Origin of the sequence: Kitasatospora sp. NPDC101155, from assembly GCF_044768305.1 — a bacterium.
Lineage (GTDB): Bacteria > Actinomycetota > Actinomycetes > Streptomycetales > Streptomycetaceae > Kitasatospora.
This window is the reverse complement of the sequence record NZ_JBIWPN010000008.1, coordinates 150,368-169,744: the sequence shown is the minus strand read 5'-3', so window position 1 is coordinate 169,744 and position 19,377 is coordinate 150,368. Positions and strand designations below refer to the sequence as shown.

General features: G+C 69.4%; 19 protein-coding genes. 1 reads left to right on the top strand and 18 read right to left on the bottom strand.

The window, feature by feature from the left end; genetic code table 11:
- Positions 1–5: 5 nt before the first annotated feature.
- From ACIRYZ_RS14735 to ACIRYZ_RS14680, 12 genes are all read right to left on the bottom strand, one after another.
- Complete coding sequence (locus ACIRYZ_RS14735; RefSeq protein WP_402943726.1) at positions 6–278, bottom strand: hypothetical protein; 273 nt, start codon at positions 276–278, stop codon at positions 6–8.
- Positions 275–637 carry a hypothetical protein gene (locus tag ACIRYZ_RS14730; RefSeq protein ID WP_402943725.1) on the bottom strand — a complete coding sequence of 121 codons (363 nt, stop codon included), beginning with the start codon at positions 635–637 and terminating at the stop codon, positions 275–277. The genes ACIRYZ_RS14735 and ACIRYZ_RS14730 overlap by 4 nt, the downstream gene beginning before the upstream one ends.
- Positions 638–668: 31 nt before the next feature.
- A complete protein-coding gene (locus ACIRYZ_RS14725; protein WP_402943722.1) occupies positions 669–1,952 on the bottom strand; it encodes a hypothetical protein in 1,284 nt (427 codons plus the stop codon).
- 133 nt (positions 1,953–2,085) lie between these two features.
- Entirely contained in the window at positions 2,086–2,583 is a 498-nt protein-coding gene (locus tag ACIRYZ_RS14720) for a hypothetical protein (RefSeq protein WP_402943719.1), read from the bottom strand.
- A 33-nt stretch (positions 2,584–2,616) separates the two neighbouring features.
- Positions 2,617–3,378 carry a hypothetical protein gene (locus tag ACIRYZ_RS14715; protein ID WP_402943716.1) on the bottom strand — a complete coding sequence of 254 codons (762 nt, stop codon included), beginning with the start codon at positions 3,376–3,378 and terminating at the stop codon, positions 2,617–2,619.
- A gap of 306 nt (positions 3,379–3,684) precedes the next feature.
- The gene (locus ACIRYZ_RS14710) at positions 3,685–5,187 is read right to left on the bottom strand and encodes an ATP-binding protein (RefSeq protein WP_402943715.1); all 1,503 of its coding nucleotides are present in this window, start codon (positions 5,185–5,187) and stop codon (positions 3,685–3,687) included.
- Between the two features lie 26 nt (positions 5,188–5,213).
- Positions 5,214–5,660 (bottom strand): DUF6238 family protein, encoded by a 447-nt coding sequence (locus ACIRYZ_RS14705; protein WP_402943712.1) that lies wholly within the window; start codon positions 5,658–5,660, stop codon positions 5,214–5,216.
- A gap of 34 nt (positions 5,661–5,694) precedes the next feature.
- Positions 5,695–7,167 carry an SCO6880 family protein gene (locus ACIRYZ_RS14700; RefSeq protein WP_402943709.1) on the bottom strand — a complete coding sequence of 491 codons (1,473 nt, stop codon included), beginning with the start codon at positions 7,165–7,167 and terminating at the stop codon, positions 5,695–5,697.
- Positions 7,168–7,309: 142 nt separating this feature from the next.
- Complete coding sequence (locus tag ACIRYZ_RS14695) at positions 7,310–8,761, bottom strand: ATP-binding protein (protein WP_402943707.1); 1,452 nt, start codon at positions 8,759–8,761, stop codon at positions 7,310–7,312.
- Positions 8,762–8,783: 22 nt separating this feature from the next.
- Complete coding sequence (locus ACIRYZ_RS14690) at positions 8,784–9,479, bottom strand: hypothetical protein (protein ID WP_402943705.1); 696 nt, start codon at positions 9,477–9,479, stop codon at positions 8,784–8,786.
- Positions 9,479–9,787 (bottom strand): DUF6112 family protein, encoded by a 309-nt coding sequence (locus ACIRYZ_RS14685; protein ID WP_402943702.1) that lies wholly within the window; start codon positions 9,785–9,787, stop codon positions 9,479–9,481. Before ACIRYZ_RS14685 ends, ACIRYZ_RS14690 begins: the two co-directional genes overlap by 1 nt.
- Before the next feature lie 88 nt (positions 9,788–9,875).
- Positions 9,876–11,063 (bottom strand): C40 family peptidase, encoded by a 1,188-nt coding sequence (locus ACIRYZ_RS14680; RefSeq protein WP_402943700.1) that lies wholly within the window; start codon positions 11,061–11,063, stop codon positions 9,876–9,878.
- A gap of 575 nt (positions 11,064–11,638) precedes the next feature.
- On the opposite strand from ACIRYZ_RS14680, the gene ACIRYZ_RS14675 reads away from it, so the two are divergent.
- Positions 11,639–12,385, top strand: a complete 747-nt coding sequence (locus tag ACIRYZ_RS14675) for a DNA-methyltransferase (protein ID WP_402943698.1) — start codon at positions 11,639–11,641, stop codon at positions 12,383–12,385.
- 90 nt (positions 12,386–12,475) lie between these two features.
- Here ACIRYZ_RS14675 and ACIRYZ_RS14670 read toward each other — a convergent pair whose 3' ends face one another.
- The 6 genes from ACIRYZ_RS14670 to ACIRYZ_RS14645 all read right to left on the bottom strand — a co-directional run bounded on the left by ACIRYZ_RS14670 (position 12,476) and on the right by ACIRYZ_RS14645 (position 19,375).
- Complete coding sequence (locus ACIRYZ_RS14670) at positions 12,476–13,405, bottom strand: DUF5655 domain-containing protein (RefSeq protein ID WP_402943695.1); 930 nt, start codon at positions 13,403–13,405, stop codon at positions 12,476–12,478.
- A 600-nt stretch (positions 13,406–14,005) separates the two neighbouring features.
- Positions 14,006–15,274, bottom strand: a complete 1,269-nt coding sequence (locus ACIRYZ_RS14665) for a hypothetical protein (RefSeq protein ID WP_402943692.1) — start codon at positions 15,272–15,274, stop codon at positions 14,006–14,008.
- Entirely contained in the window at positions 15,271–15,837 is a 567-nt protein-coding gene (locus ACIRYZ_RS14660) for a DUF4365 domain-containing protein (protein ID WP_402943690.1), read from the bottom strand. The genes ACIRYZ_RS14665 and ACIRYZ_RS14660 overlap by 4 nt, the downstream gene beginning before the upstream one ends.
- Before the next feature lie 633 nt (positions 15,838–16,470).
- Positions 16,471–17,763 (bottom strand): DNA sulfur modification protein DndB, encoded by a 1,293-nt coding sequence (locus ACIRYZ_RS14655; RefSeq protein WP_402943687.1) that lies wholly within the window; start codon positions 17,761–17,763, stop codon positions 16,471–16,473.
- Positions 17,764–17,795: 32 nt separating this feature from the next.
- A complete protein-coding gene (locus tag ACIRYZ_RS14650) occupies positions 17,796–18,398 on the bottom strand; it encodes a hypothetical protein (RefSeq protein ID WP_402943686.1) in 603 nt (200 codons plus the stop codon).
- Positions 18,399–18,541: 143 nt separating this feature from the next.
- The gene (locus tag ACIRYZ_RS14645; protein ID WP_402598979.1) at positions 18,542–19,375 is read right to left on the bottom strand and encodes a phosphoadenosine phosphosulfate reductase family protein; all 834 of its coding nucleotides are present in this window, start codon (positions 19,373–19,375) and stop codon (positions 18,542–18,544) included.
- Positions 19,376–19,377: the final 2 nt, after the last annotated feature.

Below are 19,377 nucleotides of genomic sequence, written 5' to 3'. Positions count from 1 at the left end.
ACGTTTCAGAGGGTGCGGCGGGTCGCGCGGGTGGCGGTCGGCGTGGCTGCGGCGGGCGGCGGGGCGGTGGTGGTGGCCCTGGCGGAGGTCTGGCGGGCTGCCGCGAGGCGCTGCTCGTCCGGCGGGGGCGTCGGCACGGTGTCCGTGACGTCGTGCAGCAGCTCGTGCGTGCGCATGACGGGCAGCAGGTTGTCGAGGGGATTCTCCGCGACCTCGGTCGGGCAGTCGGCGATCCGGACGGGGGCAGTCTCCAGGTCCTCCTGGGCAAGGGTCATCATGCGGTGGCGGAGGCAAGTTGGGTCAGTACCTCGCCGACCGGTCCGTGGTCCGGGGCGCCGAGTTCGACTCGCACCCGGGCCCAGTCCGCTGCCGCCGCCACCAGCTCGGTCAACTGTGGGAGCGGGCCGACCAGGGCGCCGGTCGTCTGCTCGGTGATCGCCGCGACGTCCTGGGGGCTGGCGTCCTCCTCCAGACGGACGACCATGCCCGGCAGCGAGTAGCGGTCGGCGGCCAGCGGAGGGAAGTAACGGACCTGGAGAGGCGGTTCGGACGGGCCTTCGCCGCGCTGGGCCAGACGGACGTTGTGCTGCATGGCAGCGCCGACCGCTTCGCCGATCGACGAGTAGTACTCGGGCATCGGGGGCTCCTGGGAAGGGGGGATGACGGGTTCAGCGGCCACGGCCGGCGCCGGAGACCGCTGCGGCCGACATCGGCACCGGTGCGGCAGGGCGAGCGGTTGTCCGCAGGCCGACTGCGGCGGCGGTAGGGGAGACGGCGAGCGCCGCGCTGGTGACGGCGGGCGAGGGGTAGACAGCTGCGGTCTGCTCCTGGCGGGCGAGTTCGCGCGTGTCCGGTGGAGCGCTGAGAGAGCGCAGATCGCCGACAGCGTCCACGAGTTCTGCCTCGGCGGTGCCGACCCAACCGGCAGCGGTGGAGAAGCGGTCGGATAGCTCGTGCTCGTCGGGGTCCAGGTCGGTGACCTTCTCCGCCGCAGCCTCCAGCGCTTCCTGCAGCCGGGCGAGGACGCCGTCGTCGGGGTCGAGGAGCTGGTCGATCGCCTCGGCCGCCTGGGCGGCGGTGGCCGCGCCGCGGATGCGGTCGGTCAACTGGAGGACTTGCTGGCCGGTGACCCTGAGACCGTTCGGGTCGGTGGGCGTGGTCAGCCGGTTGAGGTCGAGCTTCGGGTCGAGGTCGACGCTGTAGCGGGCGGCGCGCAGCATCTCGGTGGCGTGCGTGGCGATGGCGGCCCGGTCGGTGTGGGCGGTGGTGGTGGGCAGCCGGTGCCGGCGGCCGTGCCAGTCCTCGGTCTGCCGGAACCCTGCTGTGCGGAGGAGGGTGGCGGACAGGTCGTCGCTGGAGCCCCTGGCGGAGACGCTGCCGCTCGGCTCGATGCTGATGGTGATGACGGGGGCGGGCATCCGGTAGTCCTTGGCGGTGGTGATGGAAGGGGCGGACCGGGTGAGGCCGAGTTCGGTGGCGATGCGGCTGCACTCGGCCTGCACGTGGAAGGCGTCCCGGTACGAGCTGTGAATGCGGCCGTCTTCACGGACGACGGTGGCGACGATGTGCACCGAGCGGTCGAGGTTGCGGATCGCGGCCCACCGGCAGCCCTCCGGGTCACCGTCGGGGGCGAGCCCGGCTGCGGCAACCAGGCGCCGGGTGACGTCGGCCCACTGGGCGTCGCTCAGGTCTGGTTGGCGGGGGTCGGAGCGCACCGAGCACAGCCAAACCGGTCGTTCGGGCGCGCGGGTGCCGACCCGCGCGGCCGGGGCGTCCAGCACTCCGCCGCCCAGGACTTCCTGCGGGTCACCGAAGAGGGGCAGCTGCTTGTCGGCACCGCGGTAGTCGGCGGCGATCAGCCGGGGCCGCAGCCGGTAGCGAGGATCCTCCGGCCCGTAGAGGACGGGAATCAGTGCAGCCGTGGTGGCGGCGCGCTGCAGATGGGCGATCACGGTGTCCCCTCTCGGACGATCGGACGGCGGTGCCCGGCGGCGCGGGCTGACGGGGACGAGGATCCGCAGGATTCGCGGTTTGGTCCGGCCGCCGACCGGTGGTAGAAGCCCGCCGCCGGGCGCCGCCCGCGGGTCACACGAACGGGTTCTCCGTTGGCCGGTCGGCATCCGTCGCGGCATCCAGCAGCTCGGGCAGGTCCCCGGGTTCGGACGCGCGCTGGTCGATCCACCAGCCGGCGCGGGTGATGGTGCGGGCCTGGTCCTCGATTCGCTCCCACGCGGACTCCGGCATCCCGCCGTCCAGGACCAGCGCGGCGTAGGCGGCGGCGAGGACCTGGTGGCGGCAGCGGATGCCCCAAGCAGTGCCCTTCTCGCTGCCCTCCAGCGGCGGCATCCGGTACTGCTCGGACCAGGCTTCCGATTCGGCCTGCTCGGCCGCCCGCTTGGCCTCCAGCCACGCCGTCTTCTCCGCCTCGTCGCCGGCCTTCGCCGAGCGCCAGCAGTCGGTGCACTCCTGCTTGGCCAGCCACTCGGCGAACCCGGCCCGCCGGTCGGCCGGGCGGTCGCCGAGGTTCCGTTCCGCCTCGTGCCCGCACGAGTGGGTGATCTGCCAGACCTTCTTCACAGCCATGTCTGCTCTGCTCCTTGGGTATCGGGGTGGTGGTCAGCGCGCACGCGCGAACGCGATGCGCGGATCGACGGCCGCCGGCGGCGGGACGGCAGGCGCCGCGATGGCGCGCGGCCGGGAGGGCGCGTTGGCGAGGGCGGCCTCGTCAACGCGGAACTTGTGTGTGGTGAAAGCCTGGTGGGTTGTGGCGCGGTGGGCGGCGAGGTCCCCGGCGAGGTGCGGCTGGACTGCCACTTGCAGGTCGCCTGCGCGGTGCATGGCTGTGGTGGCGGAGGCCATGCGCTCCAGTGACTCGCCTCGGCCGACGGTGCCCGGCAGGGTGTAGACGTCGAGCGGGTGGTTGAACCGCCAGCCGTGGGTCTCGAGGATCTGTCCACCGCGCTCGACTGCGTTGACCGTGTCGGCGGTGGCGGCGACGACACCGAGTTGGGGATGCTCGGCGAAGGCGATATCCGGCTCCGAAGCGGGTTGCTGGTGGCGCTCAGGCTCGGCAACGTCGTTCTGTGCACGGGCTGGTGGCTGTTGGACGGCGTTCTCAGGGGCCAGGGACGCGTCGGTGTCGACGCGGTAGCCGGCGCCGGTGAGCAGCTTGACGGCCCAGGCGGCGCGCTCATCGCTCTCGCGCTGCTGGTCGGTGAGCGCGTACAGGCTCGGGTGGCCGGGGACGCGCTGGAAGTCGAGGCGTTCCAGCATCCACTCGGCGGAGGCCGACTGGGTGGGGAGAGCGGCGACGATGCCGTGGTCGGGGTGGTGCCCGATGGCGACTTCGGGCAGCTGACTGGGATCGGGGGCAGGCACGGTGGATCTCCGCTTCGCGGTATGGACGGTGAGGGGCGCGGGGCGGGGAGCGGTCTGGTCGGGCGAGGCACAGTGGGCACCTTCCTGGCGGGGGTCAGCGGCGGGGCCCGGTGGAACGGACGGGGCGGGCGTGCTCCTGCTGCGGTCGCCCCCGGGTACCGGGGACCGAGGCGCTGATGATGCTGGGATCCGGGAGTTTGGTTCGGCCGGAATCTGCTGGTAACGCGGCGAAGTCGGCCGGTGTGAGGCGGGAGTGGTCGAGGTAGGACGTGTTGTCGTTGTAGGACACGGGAGTTGGTGCCTCTCTCAGGCGGCGAGGCGGAAGTCGGTGTCGTACAGCTCGCGTTCGCGCGAGTGGAGGAGGTGCTGCACGATGAAGCTCAGGCCGGCGACCTTCCACAGGCCCCGGCCGCGGGTAAGCGCGGCGATGGCCTGGGCCTCGATGCCGGTGAGACCGAGCAGGGCCAGGGCAGCGGGGATCTGGTCGGGCTCCTGGCGGTAGATGATCCGGGTGGAACAGTCGGCGAGCAGGCCCTCGGCGAGCACACGCCCGCGCGATCCGACGTCGCCTGCGGACAGCAGGTCGGAAAGCCTGTGCAGGATCAGCAGGTTGGCGATGCCCAGGCCCCGGGAGAGCTTCCACTGCTGCTGCATGCGCTCGAGCAAGCCGACATGGCGCATGATCCGCCACGCCTCGTCGTAGATCACCCACCGGCGGCCCCCGGCAGGGTCGGCGAGCGCGGCCTCCATCCAGCTGCTCGCACAGGTCATCGCGAGGACGAGGGCGGTGTCATCGCCCGTGGTGCCCAGGCGGGACAGGTCGATCGAGAGCATCGGCGCTTTCGGGTCGAACGTCACCGTGGACGGCGCGTCGAACATCCCGGACAGGTCGCCGCTGACCAGGCGGCGCAGGGCGTGCGCGAGGTCGTCGGCGGCGTGGCCGATCCGTCCCTCGTCGCCGAGAGTTGCGTCCAGGCGCTCGCGGGTGCCGAGCAGGCGGGCGATGTCGCCGAGCAGTGGCACGGTGCCGTTCGCGTCGGCGTCGGCGACGGCCAGGTCCAGGGCGGCGGACAGGCCGGTGTGCTCCATCGGCAGCAGGTCGCGCTTGAGTACGGTGGCCGCGAGGCTCGCCAGGAGAAGCAGACGGCGCTTGCGGACCTCGCTGGTCCAGTCCGCCGCACTCACTCCGTCCGGCTGCGGCGGCGCGTCCAGCGGGTTCAACCGACCCGGCAGGCCGGGGCCAAGCGCGATGGTCTGGCCGCCGAGCGCCTCGGCCAGGCCGGACCACTCACCCTTGGGGTCGGACGGCACGTAGATCTTGTATCCGTGGGCGACGGCCCGGGTCGCGATCGACTTGGCGAGCGCGCTCTTGCCCATGCCGATGACGCCACACAAGATCGCGTTCGGGTTCGTGAAGCCCTCGATCCTGCCGCTGTTGTAGAGCGCGAACGGGTCGTAGCAGAAGGAGCCTTCGGCGTGGAGGTCGCGGCCGATGAATATTCCTTCGGCGCCGAGGCCGGCCTCGGCGAGGAAGGGGTAGGCCCCGCCGGCGACGGCGGTGGTCATGCGGTGCTTGGGCAGGCGGAGTCGTCCGCCGCGTGCGGAGGCGGGGCCCGGTCGCCCGGAGACGGGGTAGGTGGGCTGTAGCTCGGGGTCGGCCGCCTCGTGCTCGCGGCGCTCGGCGGGGCCCTGGGCTCGGCGGGCCTTGGTACGGGCTTCGGCGAACTCGGCGCGTGCGGCGCGCTGCTGGGCACGGGTGGACTTGCGCGGGACGAAAAGGTGGGACGCGGTGGCGCGGTTCCTGGGCATGATCACGTATCCGGGGTGGTCGGGGTTCAGCGGCGGACGAGGCCGGTGAACGGGGAGTGCAGGTCGGCGGGGGTGGTGCGGCGGCGGACCAGCTGGGCTGTTTCCTGGTGGCGGCGGCAGATGGTCAGCTCGGGCGCGCCTTCGGGCAGCCGGGCTCGGCAGGCGTCGTGGCTGGGGACTTGACCGGTGCCGGGCCGCGGAGCGGAGTGGTAGGCGGCGTGGAGGTGGTCGGCGGCCTGCCACAGGCGGGTGCGGGCAGCCTTGAGATGGTCGCCCTCCCCGGGCAGCAGCGGGAAGGTGCGCTGGGAATGGGCGTCCAGCAGGCGGTGGAGAGAGACGAGGTGCTCGTGGAGGGAGTCGAGTTCGGCGCGGGAGGCGACCAGCGGGCCGGTGGGGATGTTGAGCGCGCGGTGGAAGTCGATCGCGGCGGTCGCGTAGGGGACGAAGTCCTGCGCGGTGGCGGTGGCCGGCATGAGGGTGCTCTTTCGTACGGAGGGTTGGCCAGCATCAGGCGGCGAGGGCGAAGGGCAGGGCGGAGGCGGTGAACGCTTCGGCCTGCTGCCAGGTGAGCGGGCGCAGGTCGAGTTGGGCGCCGACGGCGGCGGTTTCCACAACGGCGCAGGCGGAGCGCAGTTCGTCCTCGGTGTCGGCCGAGACGGTCAGCAGGCCGGTCAGGGCGATGTCGGCGTGGCCGGCGATCAGCTGGCGTTCGCGGTCCTGGATGTCCTGGTACTCCACCGAGTCGCTCTCGGAGGCGACTTGGCCCTTGCGGGCGCGCTCGGCTGAGTCGGCGATCACGCTGGCCTTCTTGCGGCGGACGTCGCGCATTGCGGAGTCGATGTCCTTGGGCTCGTAGGCGAGGGAGACGGTGCGGCGCACGCCGGAGGCGAAGAGCACCTGGTGGAGGAAGCCGGGGTTGACCTGGGTGCGGGGCCAGTTCTCCACCCAGTACGTGCAGTGATGGGCGGAGTCCGTCGAGATGTGGTCGGCCTTCTCCACGACGACCACCGGGCCTGCGGCGGCCGGGTCGGCGGCCGGGCGTCCGTCCTTCGACCAGCGGTCCAGCGCGGCGCGGGACTTGGGGTCGTAGGCGGTGCGGGCGACGGCGGCGATCTCGCCGGCGGACAGCCAGCCGGTCGGGTTGAGGCCGGCGGTGCGCGCGGACTGCTCGAAGGAGCTGGTCAGCTGGGCGAGGACCGCGAAGCCACCGGTCAGGCCACCACCGGCTTGCGCGATCAGGCGCCGGGCCGCCTTGAAGTCCAGGGCAATGGCCACGTACGCCTCGTGCGGGGCGCTGGCCGGGCCCGCGTTGCGGATCAGCTCGCTGTACAGGGCTCCCGCGAGTGGCGCGTCGGGGCGGCCGTGCTCCTCCCAGTGGCGGCGAAGCCCGTCGCCGGAGTCGGGCACGGTCCGCTCGATGACCTGGATCCGGGCGACCTGGCCGGTGCGGGCGAGCGCCGCCAGTGCACGACCCCACCCGTTCACGTTGGCGTTCTGGGTGCCGGGGTCGAGCAGGGCGTAGGCGCGGGAGGAGACCTTGACGATCGCGGTGAGCGTGCCAGCATGCGGGTCGTGGATGGCGCCGTAGCGGCGGTCGGGGGCGGTGACCACGCGCAGGCTGGCCGCGCTGCCGGGCAGGTGGAGCAGGCCCTCGCACACCGGCCGGGAAGAGGGGCGGACGAGCCAGACCAGCTGTCCGCGCAGGCGCCGCAGGCCGTACCGGGCGGCGATCGGCGCCCAGTCAGCGAGGGCGCGTCCCCGGTAGCGGACGAACACGAGGGCGGCGACCGCAGCCCACAGGGGTATGAGCTGCAGGGCGCCGGTGACGCCCCGGGTGGTGAGGACCGCGAGCAGGAGCAGGCCGGTGGCGGCGGTGGTGATCAGCTGCGGTGCGCTCAGGCCGAGCAGGATGCCGCGCTTGGAGCGGTGGGGGAACTTGACGGACGCAGGGGTGGTGTCGGGCGTCGGGGTGGAGGACATCGGGGTTCCAGAGGGGGTGAGCGTGCGGGCGGCGGGCGGGGGCGCGGCACTCTTCTGGACGTCATCGCGGGACTCCTTCGCTGTTCGCAGGGGGTGGCCCGGGGCAGGCGGCGGATTGTCGCCCGCCCCGGGGGAAAGGGGGTTACCGGTCAGGAATCGTCGGCCGGTTCGGGTGGACGAACCGGACCGGATCGGGAGCAGAGGCCCCGCTCGGCGCAGGTGTGCTCGTTGCGGGCGGTGCCGGAACGGCGGGGACCGCGTGTGCCGGTGGCGCAGGCACGCTCGGTCCCGGGGGCGCGCCGGGTGCGGACGGCGCGGCCGAGCCCTCCGCAGCGGTCCGGATGCTCGGGGCGACCGGTGCCTCCTGGCCGCCGGACGTCGGCGGGTTCTCACCGCCACCGGAGGAGGCCCGGGTGATCAGGGCCGGGATCCCGGGCCGGGTGACCAGGGCGCGTCCGCGGTCGCCGGGCGCGCTCGGGTCCTCACCGAAGCGGAACGTCGTCGGCTGCTGCGCGGGCCCGGCGTCGATGCCCTCCTTGCTGACCCGTCCGGTCGGGTCGATGCCGGAGGAGACACCGCCGCCGCCCATCCCCGGGACCTGGCTGGGGCCCTGCGGCGCCGGGACACCGGTACCCATCTGCATCGCGAGGCCGGCAGCGGACTTCGCGGCCCCGGCAGCAACCGCCATGCCGGCGACACCGGTGCGGTGCATGTCGTCGTGACCGGAGCCGTCCGTCGCCCAGTGGATGAACCTGTAGACGGCGTACGGGCACAGCAGGACGAGCACCATGATCACGACACCGGCCATGACGTCCGAGAGGGCGGCCATCCCGTCCTTGGCGTCGGAATTGCCGATCGCGGAGACGCCGGTGATGAACACGACGGTCATCAGCAGCTTGGAGACCACCAGGGTGGCGGTGGCCTCGATCCAGCCGCGCCGCCAGCGCTGCGCGACCTCCCAGCCGCCGCCGGCCCCGGCGAAGCTGGCGAGCACGACCATGATCAGGACGCCGACCTTGCGGGCCACCATCACGCCCCAGTACAGGAACGCGCCGATCGCGCATCCGACGGCGACCAGGGCTGGGATCGCCCAGCCCAGCCCGTACATGAAGCCGAGCTCGGACACCTTGATGATCCGCCGGATCGCGTCCTCCAACGACGTGCCCGCCGCCTTGAACAGCCCGGCGGACAAGGCATCGACCACGGTCACCGCCACAGCGGTGAACGAGATCGCGCAGAAGGAGAACAGGACACCGGTCATCGTGCCCCAGGCCGCACGGGCCAGGGCGCGGTCGTCCCTGCGCCAAGCGGCCAGGATCAGCTGCGCACAGAACGTACCGACGGTCAGGACCAGGCCGATCGGCAGGATGAGCTGGTAATTGTTCCTGAACCAGGGTGCGTTCAGGTCGATGGCCGTGGTCTGGTCGACCGCCCGCGAGGCAAGGTTGACGGCACTGGTCGCCAGCTCCGTCATCGACTTCGTGATCCACGCACCGATGCCGTCGGTGATGCTCTTGCCCGGGTCCGAGACGAAGTTGATCGCGTCGACCGCGTCACAGACCTGGTTGATCATCGGGATGTTGCAGACATCCATGAGGGGAACCTCCTTCCTCGGGTCAGGGCGAGACGGTCGGCAGCACGCCGACCAGAGCGCACGGACGGTCGGGACGGCACTGGACGGCGAGGGTGGACGAGCGGTCCTCGGCCCCGCCCTGCGGGGCACCCTTCCAGGAGATCGACTGCTTGCCGGTGACGGTGACGGCGTAGATGTACGCCTGCTTGATCGCGCCCGGATCGGCCTGCAGCGCCCTGGTGAACGTGTCCGGGAAGTGCGCCTCGTCCGCGGTCGCGGTGGCGAACTGGCCGGAGTCGGCCATCCGCCCCCACAGCAGCGGCGAGGGCACCAGGCGGTCCACCGAGTCGGCGTCGGCGTAACTTCCTTCGGGCGTCAGCCACCGGTGCAGGGAGGCCACCAGCTCCGGCTGCGAGTACGAGCGGGTGTCGTACGACCACAGCGCCACCGCCGCCGCCTTCGCGTAGGCGATCGGATCGTGCGTCGACGGCGGACCCGGCAGCGAAGCGGCACCGTCCTTCGGCCCCGCCGACGCGGACACGGTCGGAGCGGGAGCTGTTGCCGAACTCGACACGTGTGAAGCAGGGTTGGGCGTGGTGCGAGTGCCGCGGGTGAAGTAGGCGAGGGCGCCGGCCAGGACCATGAGGGCCACCAGGACCACCAGGCCGAGCAGCGCCCGGCGGCGCACGCGCGATGCGCCGCCGGACACGCCTTCACGGGTGAAGGAACGTTTCTGCATCAGTGGACCTGGCCGCCCAGTCCGGAGAAGAACGCCACGATGCCGTTCGCCGCGCCGATCAGCAGCGCGGCGCCCGCGCTGACCAGCACGCCCTTCTTGCCGTTGGCCTCGGCCTGGTGGCCGCCGGAGTGGTGGCCCCAGGCCCACACCCCGGCGCTCACCGCGAGCGCTCCGACGATCGCGATGATCCCGAACAGGTTGATTGAGCCCATCACCTGCTTGAGGACTGAAAGTCCGGGCAGGCCGCCCTCGTTGGGGGTGATGCCGGGGTCGTATGCGAGCTGCGTGACCGCGTTCGCGAGGTACATGAATGAGCTCCAGTTCGCATTTCGGGCGCGCCAAGGCAGCCCGGGGAGGGGAGGAAGGGGGAGGGGAGGGGGAGGGGAGAAACGCGGGTCAGACGACCCGGCGGGCCGCGAGGATCTCCGGCTGCCATTCGGCGAGGGGCGAGATCTTGACCACGTCACCGGTCTTGGGAGCGTGCACAATCAGCCCCGAGCCGATGAACATCCCGACGTGCTCCGGCACGGCGGCGGTGCCCCGGGTGAACAGCAGGTCGCCGGGCTTGAGCGAGTCCGTCGACACGGCCGTGCCCTGCTTGACCTGGTCGTAGGTGGTCCGATCCAGGGAGACGCCGGCGGCCTTGTAGGCCATCTGCATCAGCGAGGAGCAGTCGCAGCGGCCCATCGGGTCCGGTCCGTGCGCGTTCGCGCACGTGCCACCCCACTGGTACGGGGTGCCCAACTGGCCCAGCGCCCAGCGAATCGCGGTCTGGACCTGCTGCGGCGCATCCGCCGGGATCGCGTACCCGGTCGGCAGCGAGCCGGCTGGGATCGTCCCGAAGCCGGTGCCGTCGCCGCCTGTCGTCGACGTCCCGCAGCCGCCGGTGCCCGGCGAGGGGCTCGCGGTGGCGCCGGCCGAAGGGGACGGTGCCGGCTTCGGACTCCCTCCGGGCGGCGGTGAGGCCGTGCCGACGGGAGCGAGCAGCGGCTCGATCGCCTTCTGCAACGCGGTCGCCAAAGGCTCCCACTTCGCGTAGGCGTCGGGGTAGCCGCTCCTCTGCACCGCCTGGGCGGCCTGGGTGACGGTCATCGACTGCCACCCACTGACCTGGTTGAGCGCCTCGTAGAACTTCGTCGAGGCGTACACCGGCTGCATGATCTGCGCCGCCGTGCCCCAGCCCTGAGAGGGCCGCTGCTGGAACAAGCCCAGCGAGTCCCGGTCACCACCGTTGACATTCCGCAGTCCGCTCTCCTGCAGAGCGGTCGCCAGAGCGACGATCTGCCCACGGACGGGGATATGCATGGCGACGCCAGTGGCCTGAATGGTCTTGGCGTTGGGGACCTGCTCGTCCGGCTTGTCCAGCCCCGCCACGCTCGGAGCGCTGAGCGGACTGGAGCCCTTGAGGATCGACTCCACCTGCGCCGCGACAGCGGAGCTGTCCACACCCTGTGGACCACCGCCCGGCGGACACGAGCCTGACGCCGCCGACGCGTTGCCCGCGCCGACGATCACCACCGGCAGGGCGAGCAGCAGCGGGCCGCAGGCGACGACACCGACGAGCGCGCCGACGGACTTCTTCACGGCCGCCGCCGATCACCCGGGCGGCGCCCGGCGATTGGCGGAGGTGGATGAGGGCACGGGTGTGCCAGGGCATGCTGCATCGCAGCGGCTCCTTGCGGGATTCGTAGGAGGATGCGGCGCCGGCCTCTCGTGCGAAGAAGTCGCCGGCACCGCGCCGGTGGTGAAACCGCCCCTGCTCAGGGCGGGCCCGGATCACGGGAGTTGGTAGCTCCCGGACGCCGGTCTCGGATCACGCGCGGCAGCCAGCCGCGCTCGTAATCTCAGCCGGAACACAGCGCCTCCTCAGGGCGGGGACAGGGGAGAGCGATCCGCCGACAGCCCCGGTTTGGACGAGGCAGCACGGATCAACACGCGCCGGGCCTGGCCGAGTTGGCCTCCTGCCCGGTTGGCATGGCGAGACAGTAGACGCGAAAGACGGCCGCACCAAACGACCCCCGACCAGGGCCGGTTCCCCCGGGGCCCGCTCGTTAGGTGCGGCCGTCGATCGTCGCTACCGTCCCCGTCATCCCCGCTCCCGGCGGCTGCCGTCGGGCGTCGCCCGGAGCGGGCCCACCCCTGCCCTGAAAGAGGAACCCGTGAGCTACACGCTGCACCGAAGCGACGCCCTGACCGTGCTCAAGTCCCTGCCCGACGAGTCCGTCAACGCCGTCATCACCGACCCCCCGTACAACAGTGGCGGGCGGACCAGCTCCGAGCGCACCAGCCGCGACGCCCGCGCCAAGTACGTGCAGACCGGCTCCGCCCACGACCTCAAGACCTTCCCGGGCGAGAACCGCGACCAGCGCTCCTACCGCTCCTGGCTCACCGAACTGCTCACCGAGGCGTACCGGGCGAGCACCGAGCACTCGGTCGCGATGGTCTTCTCCGACTGGCGGCAGGAGCCCACCACGAGCGACGCCCTCCAGATGGCCGGGTGGACCTGGCAGGGCACCATCCCGTGGATCAAGCCCTCCAGCCGGCCCCGCAAGGGCGGCTTCAAGCAGTCCGCCGAGTTCATCATCTGGGGCGTCAAGGGCACCCTCGACAACAGCCGGGACATCTACCTGCCCGGCCACTTCATCGCCTCCCAGCCCCGCAAGGACCGCGTCCACATCACCCAGAAGCCGGTGGAGATCATGCAGCAGCTCGTCCAGATCTGCCCCGAAGGCGGAACCGTCCTCGACCCCTTCACCGGGAGCGGCTCGACCGGCGTCGCCGCCCTGCGCGAAGGCAGGCAGTTCCTCGGCGTAGAGCTCAGCCCGCACTACGCCGACGTCGCCGAAGAGCGGCTGCGCGCAGAGCTGACCCAGGACGACTTCGTCCTCGCCGGACCGGTGGCGTGACCGTGAGAACCCCGGGCAGCCGGCCTCGCACCGTCCGCAGACGCAGAAGGGTGGCTGGAGCATGATGCTCCAGCCACCCTGATGCCTTCATCAGGCTGCCTGAACCGCTCGCCGGATCAGCGGCACCGCCTTCTCCAGATCGGCCGCCCTGCCGATCCGTACCTCCAGGTCCCCGGTGCCCAGGTGCCCGATCCCGCGCATGTCGCGAGTGAAGCCCTCCTCCAGTTCCACCGTGTCCGGGTCCAGCCGCAGGTTGAGCAGGATCACCTGGTGGCCCGGACGGAACACGACGCTTGCCACGTTCCGCAGGCGGCGGTACGCGATGTAGTGCTTCTTGGCGAGGGCCTCCACTTCGCCCGACACGGTGAGCACCTCGTCCAGCTCGTCGTACAGATCCCGGAGACAATCCGGGACGTCGCTGAGAACCGACAGCTCGTCGGCCTCAGCAGCAGCGGCCGGTATCACGGCCGCGTTCGATCTGCGTCCGGCCGCCGGGCTGACGGCTCCGAAAACCGGCTCGACGAGCTGGAGACTCAGCAGCCCGCCGTCGAAGATCCGGTAGCGCACCAGCTCGATCCGCCAGGACCGGCCCAGGTCTCCGACCGCGACCCGGTCGTGATGCGAGTACCCGGCCGCGATGCACAGCGCCCGCGGAGTGCGCCAGTCGATGGACTCGGCCGCCTCCGCGCCCAGCTTTTCTCTGACGAGGGCCTCGAACTCGTGGCGGCAGCTCTTCAACCAGGTGAGGTAGGACACGGCCTGCGAGACGACACCGCTGTCGTTGCCCTTCTTGAACTCGACCACGACGGGCACGTTGTTCTCGTCCAGGCCGAGCGAGTCCACCCGCCCCCGGTGCCACGGGCCGGTCGAGTACTCCGACGCCAGGAACCGGATGCCGAGCATGCACTCCATCCCGGCCTCCACTCGGCGCTGCAGCTCCACCTCCAGCGCCACCGTCGAGCCACGCAGCTCCACGTCCTGGCCGTCTGCCCCGAGCCGAAACACCTTGAGATCGCTCACCCAGCCCCCTTCGTACGATCGTACGAAGGGGCCAATCTAAAACGGCACTCCCATATTCCGCTTCGGCTATGGCCGGAAGAAGAAAGATCGACCTTTCAAGGGAGGTGCCGACGTGAACCGCCGGTGCGCGGTCGCCCCCGGACGGCTCGAAGCGCGACGGCAGTTGTGCCCGGCGCACCAAAACGGCGCGACGAACACGATCGCCGCCAGCACCCCCGTACCGGCGCCAGCCACCGCCCTGCGGGCGAGCCGGCGTGTCCGGCATCACCAGCTGGAACAACTTCCACAATTCGTCCGGGGCTAGGACCGCCGCGCTGCCATCGAGCCGTACGTGGCTCGGGCTGTGCCGGACCACCACCGGAACGTCGTCCGGTCCAACGACCGGTTCCTCCATTGGCTTGCCGTGCTTCTGATCTTCGATCCGCCCCATGAGGGCCAATCTACGGCCACGCCGACGGATCCGTCGCGGGGCTCCCGCCCTGGCCTACGCACCGGTACCCAGGTCGCACTTCCACCATGAAGATCACGATCTACGGCTGGAGTACTAGACGCTTCACGATCGGCACGCCCGGAGCCACTCGGCACGCCAAAGATGACTTCTTAGGGCAAGGCGCGGAGGTCGGCCTCAATCCTCGCGGTATCGAGAACGACGTCGTTCAACTCGGCAGTCGATCCGACCGTAGTCAGGTTTCCGCTCGCCGAAATGGGCACGTCTGCCAGATGGGCCTGAACGGCCATCCGGTAGTCCTGAGCACGAAGACTTAGGCGAACGTCGAAGGATGATCGCCCGTCGCCAACGCGAACCGTCACCGTACCCCCATCGTTGGCCCGTTCCAGGGAATGAACGATCCCGGAGATCGTTGTGTTCGCTGTCGAAGCACGCAGACGTTCCGGGTGAACGGAGGGAAGTTTCCTGGTTCCACGAGGCAATGCGCGGCTATCGCCAAGAATCGGTACGGCCACGGCCTCGGACCGTGTGGGTTCGGACGGAATCCCCGGTAGGTCGTCGCCGAGTCGGAATGAGGCAGCGCGTAGCCCCACCGTTGGTACGGGCAACCCGGAGGCCCAGGTGAAGGAGAGCTCGATTTCTTCGAGCTCATCGAATGACTGGAATTTCCCGAGCATTTCCACAACCAGTTGCGCGCGGCGGAGTTCTTCCGGTGTCCTGGCCGCTCCGTGGTCGGGTGGCGTGGACCGCAGTTCGCTCGCTGTTTCAATCGCCTGGGCGAGAGTGGTCATCACGTTGCGGGCGAAAGGAATCGGCTCATCCAGTCCGCGGCGACGGTCGACGTCCTGATGCCTCGGGCTCGGTGGCTGCTCTGACTCATCCAATAGGGCAGCAAAGGTGATGACGAAGCTTCCGCGCCGGGTGTGTCCGAGTCGAGCTTGATTCCGCATGAAGTCGGACGCTTGCTTCGGCATTCGGCCGCCCCCGCGGCGAATACGCTTGGTGGCGGTTGTGAATGCGAAAGTCTTCAGTAGGTTGTTGATCTCATGAATGATTTGCTCACCTTCGGTGAGTGGCACCGTGTCATCCGCCGACGTCCGGACGAGGCGAACGCTGAGGACATCCGTGACGGAGGAGCTGATCCGCCGAGAAAGGTCTTCGGCGTTGTATCCATGGATGCGGGAGATGGCAATCAATGCTTCGCTGAAGCGGCGCTCGAAATCCACGTAATCGGTCGCGAATGGGATCATCACCCATGCTCGTTCCGTGCTGTCGGAATCGACGACGCGGCTCCAGATCTCCTTGACGCCATCAGTGCGACTTTCGGTTGTCCAACCCTGTGCGGCGAGGAATCGTGCGACAGCTGTCGGTGTGAGAGTGGACGCCATCTTCCGGAAGCTGTCAAAATCTGCACTGTTCATCGTCCACCTCCTCCGTCGCCAATCTCCTTCATGAGCGTCTGAATGAATTCCGGGTCAAAGTGGTTGTCCCGGCTCAGCCGCACGGTCACAGACTCCTGCCCGGTCGGCAGTTCGGTGTCCCAATCGCGGGGGTCGGCCCACAGCATGATCCCCGGTGAGCGTAGCTCGTGACCGTCCCGGACGGCCCACTCGGCCGGGCCGGTCCCCGACGGCAGAATCAGCACGACGAGCAGCGCACGGTCGTACCGCTTCGGATTGCTGAGCTTCCGGTACGTGGGCGCATCCAGCGTGAACGCGAAGTCGCCGTTCTTAAGGGGGCGCGCGACGCTCTCGCTGCTCGTGGACTTGAGCTGGACGTCGAACCGCGGACCGAAGAACTGCTGGAACTCCGCATGGGAGACGACTGTGACATCCCAGCCGTCGTAGTCAACGCGCGGGTCGCTCAGCGAACAGCCGGCCGCGCTCGCCACGAGCTCCAGCCGCGCCACGCTCACACGTTCTTTGGCGGCGGAGAGCGGGAGCCCGCAGTAGAACTGCTCCTCGCTGCCACTCACCTCGCGCATACCCGCCGATTCACGATCGCTCCGAGCGTCCGGCCACCACGGGGGCGACGCCCGGGGTCGGACCGAGTCGCTGACGCCCTATCAGTCTAGCGGAGCTGTCGGGCCGCAACCGCTGGGCCCGATCGGTGCGTAAGCGCATCGGCGCCGACGTCCTAGAACGCGGCCTTGACCGCGACGCGAAGGGACGGACCGTGGCCCGCAGGGCACGATCCGCTCTCTCGCGTCTTACTGAACTGGACTACGTGCCTGCCCGCCCATCAGCCCGGATTCTCCTGGGCCGGGTGCCTTGGCGTTCCGTGCCGGTGCAGGTTTCGAAGGCGTCCGATGTCCGGTCTGGTCGAAATTCCTGTGCTGCGACAGGTGGTGTCACTACTACCCTCGGTGGCGGGATCAACTACGGTTCGCGCTTCCCTGCAGCCCTAGCTACAAGCTACTGGCCATCATCGCCCAGCAGACCGGCACGGGAACGACGGAGGTCGACTTCGCCGCTTCCCGGATCTTCGCGCCCGGACTGGAATGATCCCGGAGCCAGACCTCGTCTCTACCGGGCGTTCTGAGCACTGTTCCCCGCACCTGACCTGTGCAGGGAACAGTGGGTGCCCTGGTCGGAAGTTCGGCCAGTGTGGGTCTCAGTTAGTCAGCATCAACGGGCAGGAGGGCGAACAGCTCCTCAGCCGGCAGAGGGTACTTGGTCTTCATGACGTCGGAATAGGCGCGCAGCGCCCTGCCGATCTGGGCCTTAGAGCGCGGTGCCAGGTGCACCTGCAGCAGGTCGTACAGGAGCTGGTTGTTGCCACTGGCCATCTTGCCCTTGGTCTTCCCCTCCGGCGTCTCGATCCACATGGCAGAGAACGGCGCCGACGTCATCTTCCAGTCGAGCGCCGCCAGCCGCTTCAGGACCTCCGTCCATTCCAGCGCTCCCTGCTCGAGAATGTGGCGCACAACCTTGGCGACCTGGTTCTGGACGGCGGGGCGCATGAACGGGTGGCCGGCGCCGTCACGGCCCTTCGGCGCCCGAAGATCCTTCCCCGACAGGGCGGCGAGGTATCGCTCGCGGAGGTTCCCGCACGCATCGAGGAGCTCGTGAAGACGGACGGTCAAGAGCTCGAAACTCTGATCGAGGAGCTCATCGGTCGCTCGCTGCTTGGCCTCGCCCGTGGTGCAGGGCAGGTCGTAGCCGATCTCCTTGACGATGTCGTAGAGGACGGCGATGGTGCTCCAGGCGGGGCTCGACTGATTGCTGATGGAGCGCTGAGCGAGAACGAGTTCGCCGTCCTGGCCGACCTTGCTGAAGACGAGAACGACCTTGTCGCGCTTGAGGAACTCGTCCTCGTCGAGCAGGCGACGGGTGAGGATGGCGAAGCTGTCATCCTCGTCGAGGGCGATGTTCTCCTGCAGGTTGGTGCTCTTGGCGTTCCGGTTGATGTTGGTGAACAGACGCCGGGTCCTACGACGGCCGTCTGCCGTGTCGAAGTGCGGCACCACGATGACGTTGATGTCCTCGTTGCCCAACTCGGGATTTTGCTTGATCGCATCCTTGATGGCCTTGAGCCTGTGCTGGCCGTCGAGGGCGAAGAACTGCTGCGTACCGTCGAACGTGAGAACGCCGAAGTTGCGGTCCAGTCCCTGGAGGACGGCCTGATTCTCGGAATCCATCGTCACCGGCAGGTAGTTCGGGTCACCGCCCCAGACCGCGATGATGAGAGCGCCGAGGAACCGGTTCTCGTTGGTAAGCAGGTACTCGGTGATCTCCTGCGTGCGAGTGCCGACGCCACGCTGGATCATCGTGCCGAGATCGCGATTGCCGCCGAGCTCGTGGGCGAAGTTGATCTCGCGCGCCACCTGGGCGTAGCTCATCAGGCAGGAGTAGTAAGTCCAGTTGCCCACCTTGGCCTCGAAGGCGGGAACGAACGTCTTGGACGGCATGAGGTACCTCGTTGTCAGGGAGCGGGTGCGAGCTAGGAGCGGAGTGCCGGCTTGGGGACGGTGCTGAGCCGACCTCGAAGAGTGGGACCGCCCTGGATGTTGAGCGGCGGGTTGTACAGGTGGAGCAGGCGGTCCTCCAGGTTCTTGATCGCCGATCGGTCTTCGACGGTCGCAAACCAGTACTCCAGAGGGCGCAGCGCGAGATAGTGGGTGAGCAGGTCGTCCCGGTTGGTAGGTGGCTCGCGGGTCCAAAGGCTCTCGGGGTTGCCCCGCAGGTGCTTGCGGTAGTCCCGGTACCTATTCCTGAGCGTGTTGCCTAACTGGCCCGCCCCGCCGGCGTGCCCGATGTAGAGGACCTGGTGGAAGCTGCCCTCGGTCCGGTCGGCCATGGCCAGCTTGATCGAGGGGCGCCAGACGAACATGTAGAGGCCCGGCTCGTCGGGTATCGCGTTGACGATGCTCTCGGTCGCGGAGAGCCGCTCCCAGGGGGAAGCGAGTCGCCTGAGGTCGTCTTGCAGGATCTGATGTGCCGGCACGTCCATCATCGGTGTGATGCCGAGCTGGATCTCGAGAGCGGGACTGGCGTCCAGCCGATGGCGGATGACCGCACGCGCAGCGGTGTCTGGTGTCGCCATTCCCCCTGTGCTCCGATTGGGTGACCGTGTGTGATGAGCGGACACATCCTTACATGCGACACCGACAACCGGGGTGGTCGAACGAAAAAGGGTCCGGTTGATGACGGTTTGTCATCTACCGGACCCTTGACCGTGGTTCTTCGCTAGAGGTGGCAGACGGAACAGCCGGCCTCGTCGTCGTCGGCGTCGAGGGCGTCCGACAAGACCTCCAGCAGCGGCCGGTTGGGCTTGATCCGCTTGGCCGCGCGGGCGAGGTTGGCCTCGTGCTTGGCCTGGATCTCCTCCCGCCGCTCTATCAGCTCATGCAGGGACTCACCCTGGGACCACGTGTAGTCGCGGCCCTGCATGGCGGTGTCCTGGTGGCGCACCTTCTCCTCGTAGGCGACAGCCTTGTCGAAGAGCTCGGGGTGGCGGTCCTTGAGGCCGAGCCACTCGTGCTTGCGCTGGAAGAAGCAAAAGTAGCAGCCGGACCGGGTGCGCCATTCATAGTAGGCCGGCAGGCCGGTGCCGGCCTCGTCGAGGATGCGGTTGACGCCGTCGCGGTCGATGCCGTCCTCACGGAAGGGGAAGACCGCGGTGATGTTGGGCTTGGTGCTGACGTAGCCGAGGCGGTTCTCGTCGGCGCGGATGGCGACGTACGAGATCACCTCGTCGTCTCCGACCCATTCCTCCAGGGGCTTGATCTTCAGGTTCTTCGTGCACCAGCGCATCTGGGGGCTGGGCAGGGTGCCCTGGTAGACCTCGAGCCAGTGGTCGAAGTCCCGGTCGGTGTTCAGGCGCACGATCGGCTTGCCAACGGCAGCCTCGAGCTTGTTGAGGTACTCGTAGGTCTCCGGCAGTTCAGCACCGGTGTCGCAGAAGAAGTACTCCATCTCCGGCACGCGGTCACGCATGTAGATCGCGAGGGCTGAGGAGTCCTTTCCGCCGGACAGGCCCAGGACGTGCCGGACCTTCTTCCCAGAAGCGGTGTCGGTCATGA